Below are 15,240 nucleotides of genomic sequence, written 5' to 3'. Positions count from 1 at the left end.
CTCTGTGCCCACCGCCCCCGCTGCCGATCAGTTGCGACTCCTCGACGTGCAGGACGCGGATCTGCGCATCCAGCAGCTCGAGCATCGGCGGGCCACGCTGCCCGTGCTCGCCCAGCTCGCCGAGCTCGCCGCCGAGGACCAGGCGCTCGAGGTCGAGCGCGTAGCGCGCGGCACCGAGGCCTCGGACATTCGCCGCGAGGTCACGAAGGCGGAGGACGACGTCCAGGCGGTCCGTGCGCGCAAGGAGCGAGACGAGCAGCGCCTCGCGTCCGGTGGCACCAACGCCAAGGACCTGCAGGCGCTGCAGAGCGAGCTCGAGGTGCTCACGCGCCGCCTCAGCGACCTCGAGGACATTGAGCTCGAGGCCATGGAGCGTCTCGAGAACGCCGAGAGGGTCGAGGACGCCGTGACCGCGCGCCGCGCGGAGATCGCCACGCGGCGCGGCGAGCTCGAGCGCGCCCGTGACATCGAGGGCGGCGCCATCGACGAGGAGATCGCTGAGGCGCGCGCGGAGCGCGCCCGGGCGGCGGACGGCCTCGACGCCGGGCTCACGGCCTTGTACGAGCGCCTCCGCGAGCAGCGCGGCGGGATCGGAGCCGCCGCGCTCCAGGGCTCGCAGTGCCTGGGCTGCCACATGACGCTCAACCCAGCGGATCTGCGAGCGATCGAGGCCGCGGCACCTGACCAGGTGGTGCGCTGCGAGGAGTGCGGCCGGATCCTCGTGCGCAGGGGCTGAGCGTGACCGAGCACGAGCACGAGCACGACACCGGACCCGACGCCGGCCCTGAGTACGACGACACCGCCGAGGATGGCCGGCCTGACGGCTCGTCCACTGCGACGCCGCGCACGCGCGATCGTTCGCTGTTCTCGGTCGAGGACGGCGACCTCGTCAGCCCGCTGACGCTGGTGCTCGTGCGCCATGGCGTGACCGACATGACCCTCACCCACGCGCTGTCGGGTTCGGCTGTGGCGGGACCTGCGCTCAACTCGCAGGGACGCATCCAGGTCGCCAAGGCCGCCGATGCGGTCTACGGCATCGGGCGCAGGAGCTGGGACCGCGTCCCGCACGTTACGCGCGTGCTCGCCTCTCCGATGACCCGCACCCAAGAGACCGGCGCGGCCATCGGCAGGCGCATCGGCGCACATGTCGAGACCGAGCCGCGCGTGCGCGAGATCGACTTCGGTGCGTGGGAGGGCCTCACGAGCGACGATGTCGCGCAGCGCGACGGTGACGCGATCCACCGATGGCGGTTCGGCGAGATCCCTGCTCCCGGCGGCGAGTCGATTCCCGACGTCGGCGCGCGGTTCGATGAGTTCCTGCGCGACGCGGCGCGCGAGCATGCGGCGCTGTGCGAGCGCGAGGACGTCGCGCGCGCGTGGGCCGTGGCCTCGCACGCCGTCGCGATCAAGTCCGCTGTGGGCATCTCGCTGGCCATGGACAGCGCACACTGGGGCTCGATCTGGCCGCAGCCTGCCTCGATGACGATCCTGCAGCTGCGGGTGCGCGGAGACGGTCAGATCGTCGAGCGCCACGTGCTGTGCGTGGGAGCGCCGACGGGCTGACGCGTCAGACCGTGTCGCCGTGGATCTCGCGGTGAAGCCGAGCCATGCGGTCGTCGAGCTCCGTGGCGGTGGCGGCGGCCTCCCGCAGCTCCTCCGTGAGCCGCGCGGGCACGTCGCCGTCGTACTTGTAGTGGATCTTGTGCTCGAGGCTCGCCCAGAAGTCCATGGCGATGGTGCGGAACTGCACCTCGACAGGCACGGATACCGGGCCAGATGACAGGAACACGGGGATCTCGATCACGGCGTGGAGGCTCTGGTAGCCGTTCGGCTTGGGACTCGCGATGTAGTCCTTCACGGAGCGCACGGAGACGTCGTCCTGCCGGGTGAGGAGGCCGAACAGTCGGTACACGTCGCTTGTGAAGGAGCAGGTCACCCGGATGCCCGCGATGTCGGTGACGTGCTCCCGAATCGACTCGAGGTCGGTGCCCAGGGCCTTGCGAGCGATCTTGTCGACCAGGCTCTCGGGCGACTTGACGCGGCTCGACACGTGCTCGATGGGGTTGTAGTCGTGGAGCTCGAGGAACTCGTCGCGGAGGATGTCGATCTTGGTGCCGATCTCGCGCAGGCCGAACTCGTACTGGAGCAGGAACCGTTGGATCTCCCGCCGCATGGCGAGCAGCTGGTCGCGGTCGACGCCGCCCACGTCGGCGCCGGTGAGGACGGCGATGGGCTGGACGGTGAGCTGGTCTGTCATGGGTTCCCTGTCATGTCGCTCGTGCACGGTGACGCGTCTGGTGAGGTGACGTGCGCGCGCCGCGTTCGGTTCCCGGCGGGGGGCGACCGCGGCCAGGCAGGGGTCAGGCGCCCACGACGACGGTGAGCTCGCGGTGGTCGAGGCGGATGTCGATCACGCCGTCCAACGTGCGTGTCACGTCGGCGACATCGGAGCAGGACTCTGCCGCCGCATCGGCCCTCACCAGCGCTCCGGTGAGGAGCCCGCGCGTGTGCTTCGCCATGTGGCTGACCACGCTGCGCTTGCCATGCAGCTCACGCTCGACGCGCACGGACAGCAGCGTGGCGCCAGCGGGCCTCCACGCGGCGACGTAGGACGAGCTGCGGCAGTCGACCACGACTCGGCCGTCCGCGACGTGCGACAGCTCGCTCGCGAGGTGCTGGCGCCAGAAGGACGCGAGAGCGCCGATGCGCCCGAGGCTGGTCGACATGGACAGCCGGTAGGAGGGGATGCGGTCGGCTGGGGTGACCGCTCCCCACAGCGCGGAGATGATGCGCACGCGCTCGGCCGCGCGAGCGAGCGTGGCCCCGTCCCAGGTCGAGGCGCGTGCCGCCTCGAACAGCACGCCGCTGTAGACCTTCGCGGCGACGTCTGCAGGGTTGGTCCACAGCTCCCTGTTGTGCTCGACCTCGTCCGCGAGGCTTGGGCCGACCCCCAATGCCGCCAGTGCGTTGCGTTGCCCGCTCACCTTCACCAGCGCATCCCCGACGCGGCGCCGAGCATGGGCGAGCGCTGGGTGCGCGAGCGCCCCGAGGTCGACGGGGTCGCCGGCGGTCGGCGAGGTCTTGCCCTCCGAGGGCGGGAGCAGGATCAGCACGCGCACCAGGGTACGTGGCTCGCGAGGTCGGAGCTCTCGAGCGCCGTCGCACGCTCGGTGCTTCCCGTGGCGCGTCGCGCCCGGTATCCTGGCGGAGCGGATGAGCTGGCCAGGCGGCCGCGTGGCCCCTCGGGGCCCCGAGGAACGTCCGGGCTCCGCAGGGCAGGGTGATGGCTAACGGCCACCCGGGGTGACCCGCGGGACAGTGCCACAGAGAGTAGACCGCCGCGCTCCCTCGGGGGCGGGGTAAGGGTGAAAGGGTGAGGTAAGAGCTCACCGCGCGACTGGTGACAGGAGCGGCACGGTAAACCCCACCTGGAGCAAGGCCAGACAGGAAGCGCACGAGGGCTGCCCGCCCGAGCTTCCGGGTAGGTCGCTTGAGCCCTGAGGCAACTCAGGGCCTAGATGGATGGTCGCCCCTCGCAAGCGGCGACGCGAGCGAGTGACAGAACCCGGCGTACAGGCCAGCTCATCCGCCTGGGGCCTCATGGTCCCTGGGCACGCGTGGCGCGCGGGCCACGCGACGAGGAGGAGGACACGTGGCAGGAGCAGGACAGCGGCGATCGGGCCGGTCGAGGACGGGCGCCGGCACGCAGCGGCGCCGCGCGAAGCGGCCGTCCGAGAAGGGACTGATTCCGCTCCTCGCCGCGCTCGCGGGCGAGGTCGACCGCGCGCTTCAGCGCCCGCCGATCCGGCCGAGCGTGCGCACCAAGTTCCAGGTGGTGGCGCTGCTGGTCCGTGAGGAGCGGGCGAACGTCAAGGCCGACGAGTCGCTGAGCGGCCCTGCACGCGACGAGCTGCTCAAGCGCCTCGACGGCGTGGGAACGCTGCTCGCGAAGACCGCAGCGCGGGACACCTCGCTGCTCGCGCTCCTGGCGGAGGATGCGCGCGTCACCGACTCCGCGCGCCGGTATCGGGTCGAGGTGCTGCGCGATGCCGGGCGCGACGTTCCGGATGAGCCTGAGCCCGAGCCGCCGGCACCGTCCGAGCCGACACCGGAGATGGCCCGGCGCGTGGTGCCGCAGTCCGCGATCGCAAGACAGCTCGCGAACCCCTTTCTCGCGCCCGACTTCGAGGCCGCCCGCGAGCGGCAGGCCGCGAAGCCGCGACGCCTCGCCGGCTGGGAGCTGCTCGACCCGCTGTTCCGCTCGTTCGAGCAGGATGCGCCCGGCGCGATCGCGTGCATGGAGCTGCCCGACGCCGGGCCAGCGCTCGAGGCGGCGAGGGTTCCGCTCGGTCGCACCCTGATGGCGCACCAGGCACAAGTGGTGGCCGCGGCTGCCCGGGGCCATCGGACATTCCTGCTCGCAGACGAGCCGGGCCTGGGCAAGACCGCTCAGGCGCTGCTCGCGGCGCAGGCAGCCGATGCCTACCCGCTGCTCGTGGTGGTGCCCAACGTGGTGAAGACCAACTGGGCTCGCGAGGTCGACATGTGGACGCCGCACCGCACCGCGACCGTCGTGCACGGCGACGGCGACGAGGTCGACGCGTTCGCGGACGTCGTGATCGTCAACTATGAGGTGCTCGACCGGCACGTCGGGTGGTTCGGCGACCATGGCTTCCGCGGCATGGTGGTCGATGAGGCTCACTTCATCAAGAACAAGTCCTCGCAGCGCTCCCAGCACGTGCTCGCGCTGTCCGACCGCATCCGCCACCGCAGCCCACGGCCGTTCCTCATGGCACTCACGGGGACGCCGCTGATCAACGACATCGAGGACTTCCGCGCCATCTGGCAGTTCCTGGGCTGGATCGATGACGACAAGCCGCTCGGCTCCCTCATGAACGCTCTCGAGGACACCGGCCTGAACCCCTTGGATCGCGGGTTCTACGCAGCGGCGCGCGCGGCAGTGGTCGACCAGGGGATCGTGCGCCGTCGCAAGGTCGACGTCGCTGCGGACATCCCCGCCCGTCGCGTCGCTGACCTGCCCGTGGAGCTCGACGGACCCGTCGGACGTTCCATTCGTGCCGCCGAGGCGGCGCTCGCCGGCCGCATGGTCGAGCAGTACCGTCGCTCCGTCCAGTCCCGCTCCGGTGACATGCAGAGCGACGGCATCGACCTCGACCTGGCCCGTCACATCGCGGCCGCCGAGCTCAAGGACGCGAGCTCGAAGAAGTCCGGCGAGAACGTCTTCACCCTGGTGCGGAGGATCGGACAGGCGAAGGCCTCGCTTGCCGCCGACTACGCCGCTCAGCTGGCGCGCAACGTCGGCAAGGTGGTGTTCTTCGCCAAGCACATCGACGTGATGGACGAGGCGGAGGCGCTCTTCGCGGACCGTGGCATCGGGTATGCGTCCATCCGCGGGGATCAGACGGCCAAGGCGCGCGAGCGCAGCATCGCCGCGTTCACCGAGGACCCTGACGTTCAGGTCATCGTGTGCTCGCTCATGGCTGCGGGCGTGGGCGTCAACCTTCAGGTCGCGTCCAACCTCGTGCTCGCCGAGCTGTCCTGGACCGATGCCGAGCAGACGCAGGCGATCGACCGCATCCACCGCATCGGCCAGTCCGAGCCCGTCACCGCGTGGCGGATCATCGCCGCCCAGACCGTCGACTCGAGGATCGCCCAGCTGATCGACAGCAAGTCCGGGCTCGCGGCCCGAGCCCTCGACGGCGTGGCGGTGGACGACGACGGCGCGTCGACCGATGCTCAGGTCGAGGCGCTCGTGGGGCTGCTCACCGACGCTCTCGAGGCCGACGGCTGAGCGCTCGCGGCGCCGCGCGTACGCTGACGGGCATGGCTCACCGGATCTTCAGCATGCCCTTCTCCTCCGTCTACCCGCACTACGTCGCGAAGATGGAGAAGAAGGGGCGCACGGTCGCGGAGCTCGACCATGCGATCGCCTGGCTCACCGGCTTCGACGAGACCGCGCTCAAGGCGCACCTCGACGCCGGCACGTCCTTCGAGGCGTTCTTCGAGGACGCGACGCTGAATCCTCACGCCAGCCTCATCACCGGCGTGGTCTGCGGCGTGCGCGTCGAGGAGATCGAGGACCCGCTCATGCAGAAGATCCGCTACCTCGACAAGCTGGTCGACGAGCTCGCGCGCGGCAAGGCCATGGAGAAGGTGCTGCGTGCGTAGCCCAGCCTCCCGCATCGCAGGTGAGCCCGGCGGTACTCTCGCGGGGTGAGCGACACCAGCGGCCGATCCGGCAACGGCGACGGAGCGCCCGGCGCACGGCGCCCCATGCCGCCGTCGATCCAGCCGCGCGAGCAGGGCGGGCGCCCCGCCGAGGGAAGGCAAGGGCCTGCGCGCCGCAGCGTCCTCCCGACCTCGTCGACGCAGCCGCGGCCCCAGCAGTCGAGCCGATCGTCCGGGCAGCCCTCCGGCTCCGCACGCCCGCCCGTGCCTCAGCGCGGATCAGAGCGAACGCAGCACAGCGCGCGGCCCGCCTCCATCGCGCCCGGGCAGGGAGCGCAGACGGGCCGTCCCGGGACGAATGACCAGCAGGCGCCCGTCGCCAGGCCTCGACGGCGGCGTCACCACCGGTGCATGACCGCGATGCTGGTGATCCTCGCGCTGCTGGTCGCCGGCGCGGTCGCGCTCGTCGTGTGGATCAACTCGAGCCTGCAGACCGTCCCCGCCCTGAGTGGCGCCCAGGACACGCCAGGGGACACGTACCTCATCGTCGGCGGCGATTCGCGCGAGGGGTGGGATGGCGGTGACTCGGTCGAGGGGAACCGGACCGACACGATCATGGTGCTCCACCGGCCGGAGCAGGGGCCGACTGCGCTCATCAGCATCCCTCGCGACTCGTACGTCGAGATTCCAGGCAACGGCTCGAACAAGATCAACGCGGCGTACGTGTTCGGAGGCCCCGAGCTGCTCGTCGAGACCGTCGAGGACCTCACGGGACTCACCGTCGACACCTACATGGAGGTGGGCTTCACCGGCGTCGCAGAGATCGTCGACGCTCTGGGCGGCGTCGAGCTGTGCTACGACAGCGACGTCAGCGACCGGCGCAGCCAGCTCGAGTGGGAGGCCGGCTGCCACGTGGCCGACGGCGAGACCGCCCTGGCCTTCTCGCGCATGCGCTACAGCGACCCCCTCGGAGACATCGGGCGGGCCGAGCGCCAGCGTCAGGTGGTGGGAGCCGTGGCAGAGGAACTGCTGAAGCCGTCCACGCTGCTCAATCCTGCGACGCTCGTGCCGGTGGCGAACGCCTCGTTCGACGCGTTCACGTTCTCGGACGGCACAGGAGCCTTCGACCTCGCGAGGATGGCGCTCGCGCTGCGCTCAGGACTGGGCGACCAGGCGGTGACCGGAACTCCTCCCATCGCTGACATGGGATACAGCGTCGACGGCGTCGGCTCGACCGTGCTGCTGGATCCCGACGAGATCGATCAGTTCTGGGAGGACATCGCGACGGGTGCGTTCGAGCCCGGGGAGACCGTGGGCGGCGTGGAGTAGCGGCGCAGAGTAGCGGCGTCGCATCGCGCGCACTACTCGCAGACCCTGCCGTCACCGTCACGGTCCGAGTACCAGGCGTACTCGGCGTCCTCGCCCTTCACGTACGGGCCCAACCCGGTCGGCAGATCCTTGCAGTACGGGTAGCGCTCGTCGAGCTCGGTGACCTGCGCGTCCGCCGGGGCCTCCTCCGGCGCGGCGGGCCTCGCGGTCTGGCGCGGGGCAGGGCCAGCGTTGCGCGCGAGCACGGGCTGCGCGCCCGGAGGCGGCAGCTCCTGCTCGGGGCAGCGGTCGAGCACGCGGAGGATGGCGTCCAGCTCCGCCCGCGTCACCCACACCTCGTACTTGGCCTTGACGGCGACCTGGCGCGCCACGTACTCGCAGCGAAACTCGTGGCGAGGCGGCAGCCAGGTCGCGGCGTCGCCGTCGCCCTTGGCGCGGTTCTGCGCGGCATCCACGGGCTCCAGGTTCAGCGGATCGTTGGCGAAGGCCACCCGCTTGGGATGCTCCCACGTCGCCGCGCCCTTGACCCACGCGTCCGACAGCGCGACCAGGTGATCGATGTCCACCTCGCTGGCCCCGCCTCGCTCGAACCAGATCGCTGCGCCCGTGAAGGGATCGACGAGCCGGCCGGCCAGGACGGTGCACGAGCCCGACATCTCGCGGGCCGTGAGCCTGAGCGCCAGCATGTCGTTGCGGGTGTCGCACCCGTTGCGGTCCACGTCGATCCAGCCCGATCCGAACACGTCGCGGTCGTAGCCCGTTCGCGGCCCCCGACCCTTGACCTCGAGCCGCAGCGCGGCCGCGTAGGCCGTGCCGTACAACGCTGCGGCCTCTTCGCTTGCTGGATCGGGACTGGGAAGGGCCGATGCGCTGGCGGCGGGGCGAGCGGCCGTGGCAGTGGCCGTCGGAGAAGGCGCGGTGGACGGGGACACGCGTGCGGTTGGCGCGGGTTCGGCCGTTGCGCTGGCAGCGGGGGAGGACGCCGCCGCACCGCCATGAGGAGCCTGGGGGGCGATCACCCCGACGAAGGCAGGCACGGCGAGCGCCGTGGCGACGACCTTGAGCCACAGCGGCGCGCCGCGACGCAGCCACAGCAGCACGACGCCAGGCAGGGTGAACAGCGCGAAGCCCAGCACGATCGCGGGCCACGTCGTCCACCACGGTCGTCTCGGGCCTCCCATGGCGCCTCCCCTCAGAGTTGAGAACGATAGACGGTAACGCGGCCAGCGCATCGGCCCCAACGGCGAGTGGTGAACGCCACGCTCGGTGCCGGCCACGTCCGCGGTGCCACCGGTCCCCGGCGACGGCGCAGTCCTCCGTTAGAATCCAATCGCCGCTCGGATGCCAGGACAGTGACGCACCGTCGGCCCGATGCGCCGCGTCGCGCCATTTCCCCGAGGAGAGCCAGCATCCCCATCAAGCCCTTGTATCGAGCAGCCGCGCGCCGCCTCGCCTCGGAGCGCGGGCAGGCCGCCGTCGGCGTCTGGCTCGTGGTCCTGCTGGTCTCGGGCCAGGGCTTTCGCTACCTGATGGGACTTCCGGCGTTCGCGGCGCTGGCGGCTGCGACGATCGCCGCCGTGGTGGTGAGCTACCGGCCGTCGTGGCGCGAGCTGCGACCGCCGCTTCTCGTGGGCGCGTTCGTGGGCCTCGCGGCGCTGTCGGTGCTGTGGTCATCGACCAGGCTCGTGACGCTGGTCGCCGCGGTCCTCCTCGCCACGATCACGGTCGTCGCGATCATCACCGCTCGCGGCGCCACGGCGACCGAGTTCATGTTCAGGCTGTTCCGCGGACTTCAGCTCAGCCTCGCGATCGGCATCGTCTTCGAACTCTTCATCGCCGTGCTCTTCCTCGGCACGGTGTCGCCGGCCGTGAACGACCTCGTGGCGCTCGGTGGCGATGCGGGCGGCGTCAAGTTCGTCGCGTGGTCCGAGGGCCGGCTCTTCGAAGGGGGCCCCATCCAGGGGTTCGTGGGCAACCGCAATCCCTTCGGCGCGATCGCGATCACGCTCGCGATCGTCACGTTCGTCCTGATGCTCGAACGCCGCATCGGCCGCGTGGAAGGGTGGATCACGCTGTGCGCCGCCGGCTTCGTCCACCTGTTCACGCAGTCGGCGACCGTGACGGCAGCGGCTGTCTACCTCGTTGCCCTCACGCTGGGCGCACTGGCGATCCGCCGCGTCTCCTTCCGCTGGAAGCGCGTGCTGTCCTTCGCCATCCTCGCCGTGAGCGCGGTGGGGGCGATCCTCACGATCAGGTTCTCGGAGGGCATCTTCAGGATTCTCGGGCGCGACTCCGACCTGACCAGCCGCACGGAGATCTGGGAGGACGTCCTCGAGTACGCACTGATGCGTCCAGAGGGGTGGGGCTTCGTGGGCTATTGGCCCATCTGGCAGTACCCGTACTCCGAGATCGGCACCGAGGTGAAGTGGGTCCGCCCCACCCATGCGCACAATGCCTTCCTCGACGTCTGGCTGCAGCTGGGCCTCATCGGTCTGGTGCTGCTCGTCGCGATGGTGCTGCTGCTCTTCGGCAGCACCTGGCGCCTGGTGGAGCGGGCCGGCATGGGGGACACGTACATCCCGTTGGGCTGGGTCCTGCTGACGGTGTTCCTGTCCATGCAGGCGCTCACCGAGTCGCGCCTGCTGGTCGAGAGCGGTTGGTATCTCCTGGTCGCTCTGTACTGCCTGGGGCCGCCGGTGTTCCGGCTCACCATCGTGGACCCGGAGATGGTGCATGCAGGCGTGCGTCGCAAGGATCGCCGCATCGCCGGCCGCGTCACCGTCTTCACGGGCGTCGACCACGTGATGCTCGCCATGCCGGCGGGGGGCCGGGAGGCGGCGCGAGAGTACTACGGGGGCGTGCTCGGCATGGTCGAGATGGACTGTCCCGAGCCCATGCGCTCGCACGGCGGGTGCTGCTTCGAGACGGGCGACGTCGTGCTGCATCTCGGTCCCGCCAGCGACTTCGTGCCCGCCACCATGGCGCACCCCGCCATCGTGGTCGAGGACCTCGACGCATTGCAGGCGGCGATCGAGGATCGCGGGTACGCCTGCCGGCGCTCGGAGAGCGCCACTCCCGGCGTGCAGCGCTTCCACACGCGGGACGTCTTCGGCAATCGCCTCGAGTTCCAGCAGGCGTAGCGTCCACCAGGCATCGGCGCTCGCCTTCGTGGCAAGCACCACGCGTCGCACGTCAGTCGCGTCGCGCGGTGCGGGACTGCCGATGCAGGTGCTGAGCGCTGCGTCAGCGGGTCGTGGACTTGGAGGACTTCTTGTCGTCGTCCTTGCGTCGCTTCTCCGCCTTCTTGTGCTCAGCGCTGGCGAGCGCGGCCGCGCCCACGATGCCGGCGCCGTTGCGCAGCTCGGCAGGGATGATCGGAGCCCGCAAGGTCAGGTGCGGCAGGAACATGTGATGCGACTTCGACACTCCGCCGCCCACGATGATGAGGTCGGGCCACAGCAGCTTCTCCATCGTGGAGTAGTACTTCTGCAGGTTCTTGATCCAGCCGTCCCAGTCCAGGCCCAGGCGGTCGCGTGCTGACTCCGCCGCGAACGTCTCCGCGTCCTTCCCGTCGATTTCGATGTGCCCCAGCTCCGTGTTCGGCACCAGCTGGCCGTCGACGATCAGCGCGGTGCCGATGCCGGTGCCGAGCGTCGTCATCAGGATGACGCCGTCCTGGCCGTGCGCCGCGCCGTGCTTGTACTCGCCGTACCCGGCCGCGTCCGCATCGTTCATCACGAACACGTCGTGACCCGCGTAGTCGCGAATGATGTCCCGCATGTTCGTGCCGATCCAGGCGTCGTCCACATTGGCGGCCGTCTTGACGACCCCATGCTGCACGACACCGGGAAATGCGACGCCGATGGCGGTCTTGCGATCGGGAGAGAACTTCGCGATGCACTTGGCGACCGTGCGCGCGACGGCGTCCGGCGTCGAGGGATCAGGTGTCGGGATGCGGTAGCGGTCCTGCGTGAACTCGCCAGTCTTGAGGTTCACCGGAGCTGTCTTGATGCCGGAGCCGCCGATGTCGACGCCCAGCGCGATGTGCTTACTCATGGCAGGGTCAGAACCTCCGGGCCGTCGTCGGTGATGAGGATGGTGTGCTCGAACTGCGCCACCCACGAGCCGTCATTCGTCACGACAGTCCAGCCGTCGTCCCACTCGTGGTTGTCCTGCGAGCCCGCGCACAGCATCGGCTCGACGGTGAACACCATGCCTGCCTCGATGACGTCCGCGTGGTGAGGCGCAGCGTCGTAGTGGGGGATGACCAGGCCGGTATGGAAGGCGGGGCCAACGCCATGGCCCGTGTAGCTGCGGACGGACTCGAACCCATGGCGAGAGGCGTACTTCTCGATGACTCGCCCGATCACGTTGACCTCGCGGCCGGGACGGGCGGCCTTGATGCCGCGCATCATCGCCTCGTGGGTGACCTCGACCAGGCTGCGCGCCTGATCGGACCCCTCGCCGGCGATGAAGGAGCCGCAGTTGTCTCCGTGGGCGCCGTCCTTGTAGGCGGTGATGTCGACCTTCACGATGTCGCCGTCCTCGACGACCGTCGAGTCGGGGATGCCGTGGCAGATCACCTCGTTCACGGAGGTGCACAGGGCCTTGGGGAACGGAGGTCGGCCCGCGGCGCCCGGGTAGCCGAGCGTCGAGGGATAGGCGCCGTGGTCGAGGATGAACTCGTGCCCGATGCGGTCGAGCTCATCCGTGGTCACGCCGGGACGGACGCTTCGACCGACCTCCGCGAGAGCCTGAGCGGCGATGCGCGCGCTCGTGCGGATCCGCTCGACCAGCTCGGCATCGTGGACGTCGCCGCCCGGCCATTGCGGCGCCCGCTTGCGGCCCACGTAGTCAGGGCGGGCGATCGACGTGGGAACATCGCGCCACGCGGACACGGTGCCTTTGGAGATCCTGTCGCGAACTGCGCTCATGCCTGGCAGTCTATGCGTGGAGGCGAGGCGAATGTCATCTGATTCCGGCGAGGCAACCGAGTACTGGTTCAACACCCGCACGCGCATGGTCGAGAAGGGGCGTCAGAGCTCGTGGGAGCATCTGATGGGACCGTACTCGTCCGAGGCCGAGGCCGCGCGCGCGCTCGAGAAGGCGCAACAGCGCACCGAGGAATGGGATGAGGACGATCGGGAGTGGCGCGAAGGCCGCTAGCGGGATCGGATGGGCGCTACTCGTCGAAGGTGTGGTCTGCGGTGGGGAATGAGCCGCCCTTGACGGCCTCGACATAGCCCGCAGCGCCCCGCTGCATGACGGCGCCCACCTGGGCGAACTGACGGGAGAAGGACGGGTGCCAGTCGCCCACGCCCAAGGCGTCGAGCCAGACCAGCACCTGGCCGTCGGTGTGGGCACCCGCACCGATGCCGATGGTGGGGATGTCCAGCGCCGCCGTGATCTTCTCGGCCACGGGCGCGATCACCATCTCGAGCACCACGGCGAAGGCTCCTGCCTCCTGGAGAGCGAGCGCATCGGCCAGCATGTCGTCGTAGGCGCCGTCGCCGCGTCCCTGGATGCGCCGCCCCCCGAGGGCGTTCTCCGACTGCGGCGTGAAACCCAGGTGCCCGCAGAACGGGATGCCCGCATCCGTCACCGCCTTGACCTGACGCTCGATGCGGCGTCCGCCCTCGAACTTGACGGCGTTCGCCCCTGACAGCTTCATCATGCGGATCGACGACTCGACGGCCTGCTCAGGGGAGACCTCGTAGCTGCCGAACGGCAGGTCGGCGACGACGAAGGCATGCTCGGCGCCCCTGGCGACCGCACGCGCGAACGGAATCATCTCGTCGAGCGTCAGCGGGACCGTCGAGTCGTAGCCCAGGATGTTGTCGCCCAACGAGTCGCCCACCAGCAGGATGTCGACGCCCGCGGCATCGAAGGCGCGGGCGGTGGGGAAGTCGTACGCGGTGAGCATGGTGATCTTCTCGCCGCGGGACTTCATGTCCTTGAGGTGGTGGATCCGGACCTTCTTCATGGGAACCACTCTATGCGGGCGCGCTGCAGGCGCGGGCCGTCGACGCGACCGTCCAGGGAGGGGTCAGGGGTTCTCGCGCCAGCGGCTCGTGACCGGGAGCCGCCGGTCCCTCCCGAAGGCGAGCGCCGTCACCTTCGGCCCGAGCGGGTACTGACGGCGCTTCCACTCGGCACGGTCGACCAGCCTCAGGACGGTGTCCACCACCCCGGCGTCGAACCCGCGGGCGAGCAGCTCCTCGCGGCCCTCGGCGTGCTCGACGTACGCATCGAGGACCTCGTCGAGCAGCTCGTAGGGCGGCAGCGAGTCCTGGTCGGTCTGGCCCGGCCGCAGCTCCGCGCTCGGAGGCTTGTCGATCGAGCGCACGGGAATGGGCGCGACCTCTCCGCGCGACTCGGCGTAGGCGTTGCGCCACCGCGCGAGCTGCCACACGCGCGACTTGTCCACGTCCTTGAGGGGCGCGAAGCCGCCGATCGATCCCGCGTCATAGATGGTCGCGTACCCCGTGGCGAGCTCCGACTTGTTGCCCGGCGCGATGACCAGATGGCCCTCGCGGTTGGACACCCCCATGAGGATCACGCCGCGCACGCGCGCCTGGAGGTTCTCCTCGGCCACACCGTCGAGCGCGAGCTGGTCCTGATACGCCGCGACGATGCGGTCGATGGGCTCGACGCGGTAGTCGGCGCCGATGCGCTTGGCGAGGTCAGCAGCGTCGTCGCGCGAGTGGTCGGACGAGTACGGGGAGGGCATGGATACGCCCACGACGTTCGCGCCGCCAACCGCATCGGCCGCCATCGCGGCGGTGAGAGCCGAGTCGATGCCGCCCGACAGTCCGAGCACCACGGAGGAGAAGCCATTCTTGAGGACGTAGTCCCGCAGCCCCGTCACGCACGCCCAGTACACCTGCTCGTCATCGCTCGCCGGGTCCGCGATGTCCGACGGCGCGGGGGTGTCGACGTCGTCCGGCACGTCCCAGATCATGAGCGCATCGGCGAAACCGGGCGCGGAGGCGAGCAGGCGGCCGTCTGCGCCCACGACGAAGCTGTGCCCGTCGAACACCAGGTCGTCCTGCCCGCCCCACATGTTGACGTACGCCACCGGAGCGCGCACCTCCCGCGCGCGGCGCTGCGCGAGCTCGGTGCGGACGTGGCCCTTGCCCTCCTCGAAGGGTGACCCGTTCAGGACCGCGAGCAGCTGCACGTCCGCGTCGTCCATCGCGGCGACGGGGCCGCCGTCCTGCCAGATGTCCTCGCAGATCACCACCCCGACCCGCGTGCCGCGCACCTCGATCACGCACCCGTCCTCGCCCGAGTCGAAGATGCGACGCTCGTCGAACACTCCGTAGTTGGGGAGGTGGTGCTTGTTGTAGCGGGCGACGACCTCGCCGCCGCGGATGACGACGGCCTGGTTGAAGGGCCGGCCCGCCCTGCTCACGCCCAGAGTGCCGAGGATCACGACCAGGTCGCCGAGCCCCTGCTCAGCGAGTGCGGTCGCGATCTGGGCGACGGACCGCTCGGCGGCGCGCTGGAAGCTCTCGCGCAGCGCGAGATCCTCGATGGGGTAGCCCGTGGTGGTCATCTCGGGGAAGATCACCAGGTGCGCGCCGAGCGCCGCAGCGGCGCGACTGCGGTCCATGACGAGCGCCGCGTTACCAGCGATGTCGCCCACGCAGGTGTTGATCTGGGCGAGTGCGACACGGAGCAGTGGCATGGCGTCAGCGTAGCCCGCGGCGCTCGGCCGGT

General features: G+C 70.2%; 14 protein-coding genes and 1 other RNA gene. 8 read left to right on the top strand and 7 right to left on the bottom strand.

Annotated elements, in window-relative coordinates; genetic code table 11:
• Positions 1–4: 4 nt before the first annotated feature.
• Both B7K22_RS00860 and B7K22_RS00855 read left to right on the top strand, forming a co-directional pair.
• On the top strand, positions 5–736 hold the full coding sequence (locus B7K22_RS00860) for a zinc ribbon domain-containing protein (RefSeq protein WP_084037920.1): 732 nt from the start codon (positions 5–7) through the stop codon (positions 734–736).
• 2 nt (positions 737–738) lie between these two features.
• The gene (locus tag B7K22_RS00855; protein WP_084037919.1) at positions 739–1,563 is read left to right on the top strand and encodes a histidine phosphatase family protein; all 825 of its coding nucleotides are present in this window, start codon (positions 739–741) and stop codon (positions 1,561–1,563) included.
• Between the two features lie 4 nt (positions 1,564–1,567).
• On the opposite strand, the gene B7K22_RS00850 is transcribed toward B7K22_RS00855, so the two are convergent.
• Together B7K22_RS00850 and B7K22_RS00845 are read right to left on the bottom strand one after the other, a co-directional pair.
• Positions 1,568–2,257, bottom strand: coding sequence for a GTP pyrophosphokinase family protein (locus B7K22_RS00850; RefSeq protein WP_084037918.1), 690 nt, complete (start codon positions 2,255–2,257; stop codon positions 1,568–1,570).
• A gap of 103 nt (positions 2,258–2,360) precedes the next feature.
• Positions 2,361–3,113: a YaaA family protein gene (locus tag B7K22_RS00845; protein WP_159448705.1), complete on the bottom strand. Its 753-nt coding sequence runs from the start codon at positions 3,111–3,113 to the stop codon at positions 2,361–2,363.
• A gap of 101 nt (positions 3,114–3,214) precedes the next feature.
• Between B7K22_RS00845 and rnpB the strand changes: the two genes are divergently transcribed.
• The 4 genes from rnpB (at position 3,215) to B7K22_RS00825 (ending at position 7,518) form a co-directional block, all read left to right on the top strand.
• Positions 3,215–3,589, top strand: an RNA gene (rnpB, locus tag B7K22_RS00840) — RNase P RNA component class A.
• 63 nt (positions 3,590–3,652) lie between these two features.
• A complete protein-coding gene (locus B7K22_RS00835; protein ID WP_084037917.1) occupies positions 3,653–5,812 on the top strand; it encodes a DEAD/DEAH box helicase in 2,160 nt (719 codons plus the stop codon).
• 32 nt (positions 5,813–5,844) lie between these two features.
• On the top strand, positions 5,845–6,189 hold the full coding sequence (locus B7K22_RS00830; RefSeq protein WP_084037916.1) for a DUF2200 domain-containing protein: 345 nt from the start codon (positions 5,845–5,847) through the stop codon (positions 6,187–6,189).
• A 411-nt stretch (positions 6,190–6,600) separates the two neighbouring features.
• A complete protein-coding gene (locus B7K22_RS00825) occupies positions 6,601–7,518 on the top strand; it encodes an LCP family protein (RefSeq protein WP_084037915.1) in 918 nt (305 codons plus the stop codon).
• Positions 7,519–7,550: 32 nt separating this feature from the next.
• Here B7K22_RS00825 and B7K22_RS00820 read toward each other — a convergent pair whose 3' ends face one another.
• Positions 7,551–8,699 (bottom strand): DUF1524 domain-containing protein, encoded by a 1,149-nt coding sequence (locus tag B7K22_RS00820; RefSeq protein ID WP_084037914.1) that lies wholly within the window; start codon positions 8,697–8,699, stop codon positions 7,551–7,553.
• Positions 8,700–8,942: 243 nt separating this feature from the next.
• Between B7K22_RS00820 and B7K22_RS00815 the strand changes: the two genes are divergently transcribed.
• A complete protein-coding gene (locus tag B7K22_RS00815; protein ID WP_084037913.1) occupies positions 8,943–10,658 on the top strand; it encodes an O-antigen ligase family protein in 1,716 nt (571 codons plus the stop codon).
• Between the two features lie 103 nt (positions 10,659–10,761).
• On the opposite strand, the gene ppgK is transcribed toward B7K22_RS00815, so the two are convergent.
• On the bottom strand, positions 10,762–11,574 hold the full coding sequence (ppgK, locus tag B7K22_RS00810) for a polyphosphate--glucose phosphotransferase (protein ID WP_084037912.1): 813 nt from the start codon (positions 11,572–11,574) through the stop codon (positions 10,762–10,764).
• On the bottom strand, positions 11,571–12,452 hold the full coding sequence (map, locus tag B7K22_RS00805) for a type I methionyl aminopeptidase (RefSeq protein ID WP_084037911.1): 882 nt from the start codon (positions 12,450–12,452) through the stop codon (positions 11,571–11,573). The genes ppgK and map overlap by 4 nt, the downstream gene beginning before the upstream one ends.
• Positions 12,453–12,483: 31 nt before the next feature.
• Here map and B7K22_RS00800 point away from each other — a divergent pair, with 31 nt between their 5' ends.
• Positions 12,484–12,684, top strand: a complete 201-nt coding sequence (locus tag B7K22_RS00800; RefSeq protein ID WP_084037910.1) for a hypothetical protein — start codon at positions 12,484–12,486, stop codon at positions 12,682–12,684.
• Positions 12,685–12,700: 16 nt separating this feature from the next.
• On the opposite strand, the gene panB is transcribed toward B7K22_RS00800, so the two are convergent.
• On the bottom strand, positions 12,701–13,501 hold the full coding sequence (gene panB / locus B7K22_RS00795) for a 3-methyl-2-oxobutanoate hydroxymethyltransferase (RefSeq protein WP_084037909.1): 801 nt from the start codon (positions 13,499–13,501) through the stop codon (positions 12,701–12,703).
• A 63-nt stretch (positions 13,502–13,564) separates the two neighbouring features.
• Entirely contained in the window at positions 13,565–15,208 is a 1,644-nt protein-coding gene (locus tag B7K22_RS00790; protein WP_084037908.1) for an NAD+ synthase, read from the bottom strand.
• Positions 15,209–15,240: the final 32 nt, after the last annotated feature.

The organism is Demequina sp. NBRC 110053, from assembly GCF_002090095.1.
Lineage (GTDB): Bacteria > Actinomycetota > Actinomycetes > Actinomycetales > Demequinaceae > Demequina.
This window is presented reverse-complemented; position numbering and strand designations above follow the sequence as displayed.